9 protein-coding genes are annotated in these 9,289 nt (G+C 73.9%); 4 read left to right on the forward strand and 5 right to left on the reverse strand.

Annotated features, from left to right (window positions below; all coding sequences use genetic code 11):
- The coding region (locus IEY78_RS33290; RefSeq protein ID WP_189104744.1) for a DEAD/DEAH box helicase at positions 1-1,643 on the reverse strand (1,643 nt) is incomplete at its 3' end.
- 327 nt (positions 1,644-1,970) lie between these two features.
- Here IEY78_RS33290 and IEY78_RS33295 point away from each other — a divergent pair.
- On the forward strand, positions 1,971-2,708 hold the full coding sequence (locus tag IEY78_RS33295; RefSeq protein ID WP_189104735.1) for a ferritin-like fold-containing protein: 738 nt from the start codon (positions 1,971-1,973) through the stop codon (positions 2,706-2,708).
- Positions 2,709-2,731: 23 nt separating this feature from the next.
- Here the strand turns inward: IEY78_RS33295 and IEY78_RS33300 are convergent, their stop codons facing one another.
- The 4 genes from IEY78_RS33300 to IEY78_RS33315 form a co-directional block, all read right to left on the reverse strand.
- Entirely contained in the window at positions 2,732-3,022 is a 291-nt protein-coding gene (locus IEY78_RS33300) for a hypothetical protein (protein WP_189104737.1), read from the reverse strand.
- A 256-nt stretch (positions 3,023-3,278) separates the two neighbouring features.
- Positions 3,279-3,506, reverse strand: a complete 228-nt coding sequence (locus IEY78_RS33305) for a DUF3107 domain-containing protein (RefSeq protein ID WP_189104738.1) — start codon at positions 3,504-3,506, stop codon at positions 3,279-3,281.
- A 118-nt stretch (positions 3,507-3,624) separates the two neighbouring features.
- Positions 3,625-4,266 (reverse strand): TetR/AcrR family transcriptional regulator, encoded by a 642-nt coding sequence (locus IEY78_RS33310; protein WP_189104739.1) that lies wholly within the window; start codon positions 4,264-4,266, stop codon positions 3,625-3,627.
- Positions 4,267-4,414: 148 nt separating this feature from the next.
- Positions 4,415-4,633, reverse strand: coding sequence for an Rv3202a family protein (locus tag IEY78_RS33315; RefSeq protein ID WP_189104740.1), 219 nt, complete (start codon positions 4,631-4,633; stop codon positions 4,415-4,417).
- A 186-nt stretch (positions 4,634-4,819) separates the two neighbouring features.
- Here IEY78_RS33315 and IEY78_RS33320 point away from each other — a divergent pair, with 186 nt between their 5' ends.
- From IEY78_RS33320 to IEY78_RS33330, 3 genes are all read left to right on the forward strand, one after another.
- The gene (locus IEY78_RS33320; protein ID WP_189104741.1) at positions 4,820-5,845 is read left to right on the forward strand and encodes an alpha/beta fold hydrolase; all 1,026 of its coding nucleotides are present in this window, start codon (positions 4,820-4,822) and stop codon (positions 5,843-5,845) included.
- Between the two features lie 8 nt (positions 5,846-5,853).
- A complete protein-coding gene (locus tag IEY78_RS33325; RefSeq protein WP_189104742.1) occupies positions 5,854-7,296 on the forward strand; it encodes a DUF3152 domain-containing protein in 1,443 nt (480 codons plus the stop codon).
- A 266-nt stretch (positions 7,297-7,562) separates the two neighbouring features.
- Positions 7,563-9,289: DUF3492 domain-containing protein (locus tag IEY78_RS33330; protein WP_189104743.1), on the forward strand; the 1,727-nt coding region annotated here is incomplete at its 3' end.

The following is a 9,289-nucleotide window of genomic DNA, read 5'->3' on the forward strand; positions in this document are numbered from 1 at the left end:
ACCGCCTCCGCGGCGGCCGGAGCGGGCACCGCGGCGGACTGGCCGCCACGGGTCCGGCGGCGCCGGCGCGGCTGCCGCGGCTCGGCGGCCTCCGTGCTCACGTCGTCCGCGGCCGGCTGCGTCTGGGGGGCGGCGGAGTCGTCCGGCGCCGCGCCGCCACGGGTGCGGCGCCGCCGCCGCGGGGTGCGGGTGCGCAGGGGGCGCTCCTCCTCGACGGCGGTTCCCCGGCGCGGCCCGCGGCCGCGGCCGCCGGTCTCGCCCAGGTCCTCGACCTCTTCGGCGGCCAGCCCCGCACGGGTCCGCTCGGCGCGCGGCAGCACGCCCTTGGTGCCCGCGGGGATGCTGAGCTGCTCGTAGAGGTGCGCGGAGGTGGAGTAGGTCTCCTCCGGCTCGTCGAACGCCAGGTCCAGCGCCTTGTTGATCAGCTTCCAGCGCGGGATGTCGTCCCAGTCGACGAGGGTGACCGCGGTGCCCTTGGCGCCCGCGCGGCCGGTACGGCCGATGCGGTGCAGGTAGGTCTTCTCGTCCTCGGGCGACTGGTAGTTGATGACGTGCGTCACACCCTCGACGTCGATGCCGCGGGCGGCGACGTCGGTGCAGACCAGGACGTCGACCTTGCCGTTGCGGAACGCGCGCAGCGCCTGCTCACGGGCGCCCTGTCCGAGGTCGCCGTGGACCGCGCCGGAGGCGAAGCCGCGGCGCGCGAGCTGGTCGGCGATGTCGGCGGCGGTCCGCTTGGTACGGCAGAACACCATCGCCAGGCCGCGGCCCTCGGCCTGGAGGATGCGGGCGACCATCTCCGGCTTGTCCATGGAGTGGGCCCGGAAGACGTGCTGGGCGGTGTTGGCGACGGTCTGGCCCTCGTCGTCCGGCGCGGTGGCGCGGATGTGCGTGGGCTGCGACATGTAGCGGCGGGCCAGGGAGATGACCTGGCCGGGCATGGTCGCGGAGAACAGCATGGTCTGGCGCTTGGCCGGCAGCAGCTGGATGATCTTCTCGACGTCGGGCAGGAAGCCCAGGTCGAGCATCTCGTCGGCCTCGTCCAGGACCAGGCTCTTGACCTGGGAGAGGTCCAGCTTGCGCTGGCCCGCGAGGTCGAGCAGCCGGCCGGGCGTGCCGACGACGACGTCGACGCCCTTCTTCAGCGCCTCGACCTGCGGCTCGTAGGCCCGGCCGCCGTAGATGGCCAGCACCCGGACGTTGCGCACCTTGCCGGCGGTGAGCAGGTCGTTGGTGACCTGCTGGCACAGCTCGCGGGTGGGCACGACGACCAGGGCCTGCGGCGCCTCGGTCAGCTGATCGGGACGCGCCCGGCCGACCTCGACGTCCACGGGGACCGTGACGCGCTCCAGCAGCGGCAGGCCGAAGCCCAGCGTCTTGCCGGTGCCGGTCTTGGCCTGGCCGATGACGTCGTTGCCGGAGAGGGCGACGGGGAGCGTCAGCTCCTGGATGGGAAAGGGGGAGATGATGCCGACGGCTTCAAGGGCCTCGGCCGTCTCGGGGAAAATCCCGAGGTCTCGGAACGTAGACAGAATCTTGCCTCTTCTGTGAGACGCGGCGTGAGGCGGCGAAGGGGGTCGTACCGCACCGTCGTACGGGTTCGTACGGGGCCGGCCTTGAGACGGCCGGTGGGGCGGGACCACTGCCAACGCTCAGGCACTCCTGCCGCGAGCGGTGTCCCTCCTGCGCTGCGCACCATTCGTACGCGCCGCGTCAGAGGGCGGTCGGGTTGGAGCCGATCGGGCCACCGACCGGGCATCCGCTTCGTGGAACGACCCACCGATACTCGGCAGGTCTGCATACCACTGTACCCCGGATATGGCGCGTCCATCCGAAGGCTTGTATGAGTGAGGAAAACATCACGGCCCGGCGGGGCCCCGGGAGCCGGTGGCGGCCGTCGTTCGTACGAGGGAACGGCCGTGGCTGACCAGCCCCTTCCCCCGGCCGCCGAGCGGGCTATTGTGCCGGTCATGGGAACGCCTGACAACGCCGCGGCCAACGCGCAAGAACACACCGGGATCGCCGCCCAGGACTGGGCGAAGGCATCCGTCGACCCGCAGTACCGGGCCGCCGTGATCGATCTGCTCGGCGCGCTCGCCTACGGCGAGCTGTCCGCCTTCGAGCGCCTGGCGGAGGACGCGAAGCTCGCGCCGACGATGGACGACAAGGCCGAACTCGCCAAGATGGCCTCGGCGGAGTTCCACCACTTCGAGCGGCTGCGGGACCGGCTCGCGCAGATCGAGGCGGAGCCGAACGAGGCGATGGAGCCGTTCGCCGCCGCCCTCGACGAGTTCCACCGCCAGACCGCCCCCTCCGACTGGCTGGAGGGCCTGGTCAAGGCCTATGTCGGCGACTCGATCGCCAGTGACTTCTACCGCGAGGTCGCGGCCCGGCTGGACTCCGACACCCGCGGTCTGGTGCTGGCCGTGCTGGACGACACCGGGCACGCGTCGTTCGCCGTGGAGAAGGTGCGCGCGGCCATCGAGGCCGAGCCGCGGGTCGGCGGACGCCTCGCGCTGTGGGCCCGCCGGCTGATGGGCGAGGCGCTCTCGCAGGCGCAGCGGGTCGTCGCGGACCGCGACGCGCTGTCCACGATGCTGGTGGGCGGCGTGGCCGACGGGTTCGACCTGGCCGAGGTCGGCCGGATGTTCTCGCGGATCACCGAGGCGCACACCAAGCGGATGGCGGCCCTGGGGCTCGCGGCCTGACGCGGGGGCGGCGCCGGGCGGTTTCAGGCCGTCCGGTGCCCCTTCAGTGTGGTGGTGGGCCGCCGAAGACGGCGGTGCGGCGGACGGGCCAGGACCGACAGCAGGGCCGCACCGACGGCGCACGCGGCGATCATCACCTGAACGGGATGGCCGGGGCCGAGGATCGAGCGGGTCAGCAGCGCGCCGAGCAGCGCCGCGACCGGTCCCGTGGCGAGCGTGAGGGTGCGCTCGGGGAAGCGGTCCGGCAGCCAGTGCGTCGCGGACAGGGCGATGGCGAAGCCGATGAGCACGGCACCGAGCGCTTCGAAGATCATGCTGTTCCCTCCCGCGAGACGAGACCGACCGTCGAACAAATCGGTCGTTGCGGTCGTACCCACGGGGCACCGGCAGCAACCCTCCGCGCACCGGTCCCCTGCCCGATCAGCTCAGCCGCACCGACTCGAACGGCCTGATCTGCGCAAAGTCGGCGGAACGGGCCCCGGGGCGGACCCGGAAAAGGGGCGGCGGCCCGGAGTGCACCCCCGGGCCGCCGCCCCTGCTGCCTCCGGCTGACGCCTCGGGCTCGTGCTGCTAGAGCGTGCCGAAACCGACCTTGCGGGCGGTCGGCTCGCCGAGCTCCACATAGGCCAGCCGGTCCGCCGGGACCAGCACCTTGCGACCGTGGTCGTCCACCAGGGTCAGCAACTGAGACGTGCCGCTCAGCGCCTCGGACACCGCGCTCTCCACCTCTTCGGCAGACTGCCCGCTCTCCAGAATGATCTCGCGGGGCGCGTGCTGCACGCCGATCTTGACCTCCACGGCTTTTGTCCCTCCGACGGTCACTTGGGTGCGCGGCCATCCGCGCCGTACGCAGCACACATTAGCCCGGTACGGGGAAGCGCAGGGCGCCATGGTCCACGCCCGCAGCGAACAGGGCTCAGTGCGCGTCGCTGCCGTGGAGCGGGAAGCCGGCGATGCCCTTCCAGGCGAGCGAGGTCAGCAGCTGCACCGCGGTGTCGCGCGGGACCTTGCTCTCCGACGACAGCCAGTAGCGCGCCACCACCTGCGAGACACCGCCCAGGCCCACGGCGAGCAGCATCGACTCGTCCCGCGACAGTCCGGTGTCCTCGGCGATCACCGCGCTTATGGCCTCGGCGCACTCCAGGGACACCTTGTCCACCCGCTCGCGGACCGCCGGCTCGTTGGTGAGGTCCGACTCGAACACCAGCCGGAAGGCGCCGCCCGGGTCCTCCACGTACGCGAAGTAGGCGTCCATCGTCGCCGCGACCCGCTGCTTGTTGTCGGTCGTCGACGCCAGCGCCGAACGCACCGAGTGCAGCAGCGCCTCGCAGTGCTGGTCGAGCAGGGCGAGGTAGAGGTCGAGCTTGCCCGGGAAGTGCTGGTACAGGACGGGCTTGCTGACGCCCGCCCGCTCGGCGATGTCATCCATCGCGGCCGCGTGGTAGCCCTGCGCGACGAAGACTTCCTGGGCGGCGCCCAGAAGCTGGTTGCGCCGCGCTCGACGTGGCAGGCGTGTGCCCCGCGGGCGCGTCGCCTCGGTCTGCTCGATGGCGCTCACGCTGCCTCCCAGAGATTGGTTCGTACGCGGTCCGTACAAGGTGGTGCACCGCGCCCGCCATCGTACTTTTGGGTAACCCGGCTGTGCGCGGTCCCGGTCGGTTTTTTCTGCCCGACCCCCTTACCGGAAGCCGACATAACGTCCCAGGTCATCGGTATTCGTCTTCGTTCAGCTCCACGACCCGGGCCTGTTCGGCGCGATCCGCCTCGTTCGCCTCGTCGGGGCCGGGGCCGGTCAGCGGTTCGTCGCGCCGGGGTGCGAGGTCGGCGTGCTGCTCGGCGGCGTCCGCTTCCGGTGCTTCGGCGTCGAGGCCGGTGGCGTCGCTCTCGTCCACGAAGGTCTCCGGATCTGTCGGGTCGACGCGCATGGTGGCTCCCTTTCCGCGTGCTCGCTTCTTCCGCGTGCTCGTTCCGTCGGCTGACGTCTGGCATGAAAGCAGGGGCCGGGGCGGCTGCCCTCGCCTACGAGCGTAGGAGAGTGGCCGCGGCAGCGCGATGCGGTGTGTGACGGCGGGCACACGATCGGGGGCGTGATCGTCTCGTAACATCGACGCATGTCTTCGACCGAGTCGCCGGACACCGCGACCGCCGCCCTCCCGGTACCCCCGGCCGGGAGCAGCCGGCGCGGGGCGGAGACGGTGCGCACCGTGACCCTGCCCGGTCTGACGCTGGCCCTGCGGTCGCCGGACGGACCTCCCGCGGGGCGCACCGCCCCGGGCGCGGCGGACGGCGGCGCCACCCGCCCGCGCGAGCCCGCCCTCTACGTCCACGGCCTCGGCGGCTCCTCGCAGAACTGGTCGGACCTGATGCCGCTGCTCGCCGACCGGCTGGACGGCGAGGCGATCGACCTGCCCGGCTTCGGGCTGTCACCGCCGCCGGACGACGGCAACTATTCCGTCTCGGCGCAGGCCCGCGCGCTCATCCGCCACCTCGACGCGGCCGGGCGCGGCCCCGTCCACCTCCTCGGCAACTCCATGGGCGGCGCGGCGGCGACCCGGGTGGCGGCGGTGCGCCCCGACCTCGTGCGCACCCTGACGCTGATCTCCCCGGCGCTGCCCGAACTGCGGCCGCAGCGCACGGCGGTGCCCACCGCGCTGCTCGCGGTCCCCGGCATCGCCCGGCTGTTCAGCCGGCTCACCCACGACTGGACGCCCGAGCGCCGCACCCGCGAGGTGCTGGCGCTGTGCTACGGCGACCCCGGCCGGGTCAGCCCGGAAGGGTTCAACTCCGCGGCCGACGAATACGCGCGGCGCCTGGAACTCCCGTATTTCTGGGAGGTGATGGAGCGCTCGGCCCGCGGCCTGGTGAACGCCTACACGCTGGGCGGACAGCATAATTTGTGGCGTCAGGCAGAGCGCGTACTCGCCCCCACACTTCTCGTCTACGGTGGTCGCGACCGCCTGGTGTCCTTCCGGATGGCGCGGCGGGCGGCCGCGGCGTTCCGCGGTGCGCGGATGCTGACGCTTCCGGAGGCGGGGCATGTGGCGATGATGGAGTACCCGGAGGCGGTGGCGCGCGCCGTGCGCGAACTGCTGGACAGTGAAGAGACCGATGCGACCGCGGACGCGGGCAGGAGCTGACACGCAGCGTGGGACGTCATAGCCGCCGAGGCCGGCCCGAGACCGTTGCGGACAGCGCACCGACGGCCGGTCCGCCCGGCAAGAGCCCCACGGAGGGCGGCTCCTCCGTACCCGGCCCCGGGCGCCGCAGACGCGAGTCGCTCCAGGGCGACCCGGTCCGCGGCGGCCACCCCGAACAGCACGAGCCGGGCGGTGGCTGGGGCGCGCTCCCCGGCCCGGCGCCGTCCTCGTCCCTGTCCGCACCGGGCACGCCGAGGATTCCCCGGCCGCGCACGGAGCGGCCCGGCGGGCCGTCGCCGACCGCACCGGGCGACGCCCCGGGACCGCGGCGCGACTACGTCGAGGCCTTCGACGCCCGCTCCTTCCCGGACGCCCCGGGTGCGGTGGAGGACCCCGACGACGATGTGTTCCGGGCCGGCGCACCCCGCCCGGCGGGCCCCACGGCCGGCGGATACGGATCCGCCCCGGGCGCGATGACCGCCGGCGGCCGGCCCACCGGGCGGTCGGTGGTCTTCGAGCGGGAGGCGGCCGACCGGGCCCAGGAGCCGGACGAGGCCGGCGCGGAGGGCTCCGGTCCGCACGGTCCCCACGACGGGGAGCCGGGCGGCGAGGAAGGCCCGGAGGAGTCGCGGCACGGTATCCGCAAGGGCGGCAAGGGCCGGACGTTCACCGGCGCCGCGGCCGCGGCCGTGACCACCGTGCTCGCCGTGGTCATCGCGGGTCAGGTCGCCCAGCAGCACAAGGCCGGCGCCGGACCGCAGCCGCGCAGCGGGCCCGACCGCGGCGACGACACCGGCGACGAGGCCTCCCGGTCCCGCGCCCGCGTCACCCAGGACGCCAAGCACCTCGGCTACGACGCGCAGATGGCGAAGGCCTTCCCGCTGGCCGCGGATCTGACCGCCGGCGGGAAGTTCACCCCGGTCCCCGGCGCCGCCAAGGCCCCCGGGCACGGCAAGCTGCTGCGCTACCGCGTGGACATCGAGCAGGGACTGCCGCTGGACGGCAGGCTCTTCGCCGAGGCGGTGCACAAGACCCTGAACGACGACCGGAGCTGGGCGCACGGCGGGAAGATGGCCTTCGAGCGGGTGTCCTCCGGCCACGCCGACTTCGTGATCACGCTGGCGAGCCCGGGGACCACCTCCGCGTGGTGCGCCAAGTCGGGTCTCGACACCCGCGAGGAGAACGTCTCCTGCGACTCGGCGGCGACCGACCGCGTCATGATCAACGCCTACCGGTGGGCGCAGGGCTCCAAGACCTACGGCCACGACAAGATGCTGACCTACCGTCAGATGCTCATCAACCACGAGGTCGGCCACCGCCTCGGGCACAACCACGAGGCCTGCCCCCGGCAGGGCGCCCTGGCCCCCGTGATGATGCAGCAGACCAAGTTCCTGACGACGGACGGCGTGACCTGCCGCCCCAACCCCTGGCCGTTCCCCACCGAGCACTGACTCAGCCTGCGGCCGCGGGCGCCCCCGGACGCGGATCCGGGGCGGGCCTCCAGGGAGGCGCCGCCGAGTGCCGCGCACCCCCGGAGACCGCATAGCGCGTCGAAACGCCCTCGCGGGCGGAAAGTTACGTGGTTTCACCCCTTCCGGTGGCGCGATGGACAACCGTCCATCGCGCCACCGGCCGTTCTGCATAGCTTCTTCCTGCAGGTGGCGGCCGTGCCGCTGGGACACCAGGGGCGCCGATATGGGAGGACGGGGGTGCGTTCGTGCGAATTGGACTGCTCACCGAGGGTGGTTATCCGTATGCGCACGGCGAGTCGCATGCCTGGTGCGACCGGCTCGTGCGTGGGCTCACCGGCCACGACTTCGAGGTCTACGCCCTGCACACCGACGCCCGCCAGGAGGCGCGGGGCCCGGTCGAACTCCCCGGACACGTACGGCTGGTGCGCAGCGCGCCGCTGTGGGGCGACTTCCCCGCCGGGCACCGCCGGGCCGCCGAGCAGCGCCGGGGCCGCGGCCCGGGCCGTCGTGAACGGCGCCGCTTCGCCGGGCACTTCGGCGACCTGGTGGCCGCCTTCGCCACCCTGCCGCCCGGCGCCGAGCAGGCCGTGATCGGGGGCGTCGCCGCCGACGACGACGCCCCCGATCCCCCCGTGACCAGCAAGGCGGACCGTTTCGCCACCGGCCTCTACGGGCTCGCCGAACTCGCCGGGGAGCACGGCGGGCTGCCCGCCCTGCTGCGCTCCGAGGAGGCCGTACGCATCCTGGAGGCCGCCTGCCACGGCCCCCGCGCCCTGCCCGCCGCCCACGGTGCCCAGGTCAAGGACCTGCTGGCGGTCACCACCCGGCTCGAACGCGCGCTGCGGCCGCTGTCCCTGGACTGGTACGGCGACCGGCGCGCACCCGGGCTCGGCGGGGTGGACCTGTGCCATGCCACCTCCGCCGGCGCGGCCGCCCTCCCCGGACTGCTGGCCGGCCACTTCTTCGGCACCCCGCTGCTGGTCACCGAGTACGGCGTCCGGCTGCGCGAGCACTACCTCGCGGGCGCCGCGTCGCCGCTGAGCGCCCCGGTGCGCGCGCTGCTGGCCGCCTTCCAGGGCGCCCTGGCCGCCGAGGCCTACGCCCGCGCCGCGCTGATCACCCCCGGCAACACCCACGCCCGGCGCTGGCAGGAGCGCTGCGGCGCCGACCGGGCCCGGCTGCGCACGGTCTACCCGGGCATGGACGCCGGCCCCTTCGGCGCCGTCGCGGACGCCGCGGCCGACGACTCCAAGACGCTGGTGTGGGTCGGCGCCGTCGAGCCCGCCAAGGACCTGATCGCGCTGCTGCACGCCTTCGCCGGGATCCGCCGGACCGAGCCGCGGGCCACCCTGCGGATCATCGGCGGGCCCGGCCGCGACCCGCAGGCGCCCGGATACCTCGCGCACTGCCGGACGCTGGCCGCCCAGCTCTTCCCCGACGAGGCCGCCGACGCCCGCACCGTCGGCGAGAGTCCGGTGAGCTTTGAGGAGATCGGCAGCCCCGAGGTGCCGACCCTCCAGGACGCCTACGCCGCCGGCGCGGTGGTGGTGCTCTCCAGCGTCGTCGAGGGCTTTCCGCGCTCCCTGGTGGAGGCGATGTTCTGCGGCCGCGCCACGGTGTCGACGGAGGTCGGCGCGGTCTGCGAGGTCATCGGCGGCACCGGGCTGGTGGTCCCGCCGCGCAACCCCCGGGCCCTCGCCGAGGCCTGCGGGGCGCTGCTCGCCGACCCGGACCGCAGGGCCAGGCTGGGCGCGGCGGCCCGGGCCCGGGCGCTGGAGCTGTTCACCGTCGAGCAGAACGTCGCGGCATTTCGTGGCATCTATCTGGAGCTGATCTCGCATGCCCCGGCCCGCCCGGCCGCCGGGCGCGCCCGGGACGCCCGCGGCCTCCCGCAGCCCTTCGCCCGCCCCGCCGAGTCCCATGTCCCGGGCCGCTGGGCGGTGACCGGCGCCGCTGCCCGCGCGGCCGCGCC

It is taken from the genome of Streptomyces kronopolitis, from assembly GCF_014646275.1.
Lineage (GTDB): Bacteria > Actinomycetota > Actinomycetes > Streptomycetales > Streptomycetaceae > Streptomyces > Streptomyces kronopolitis.

What these genes read in the sequence shown, in the direction of transcription:
- IEY78_RS33320 (WP_189104741.1), top strand. Translation starts at nt 4,820, where the DNA reads ATGTCTTCGACCGAGTCGCCGGACACCGCGACCGCCGCCCTCCCGGTA.
- IEY78_RS33315 (WP_189104740.1), bottom strand. Translation starts at nt 4,633, where the DNA reads ATGCGCGTCGACCCGACAGATCCGGAGACCTTCGTGGACGAGAGCGAC.
- IEY78_RS33300 (WP_189104737.1), bottom strand. Translation starts at nt 3,022, where the DNA reads ATGATCTTCGAAGCGCTCGGTGCCGTGCTCATCGGCTTCGCCATCGCC.
- IEY78_RS33295 (WP_189104735.1), top strand. Translation starts at nt 1,971, where the DNA reads ATGGGAACGCCTGACAACGCCGCGGCCAACGCGCAAGAACACACCGGG.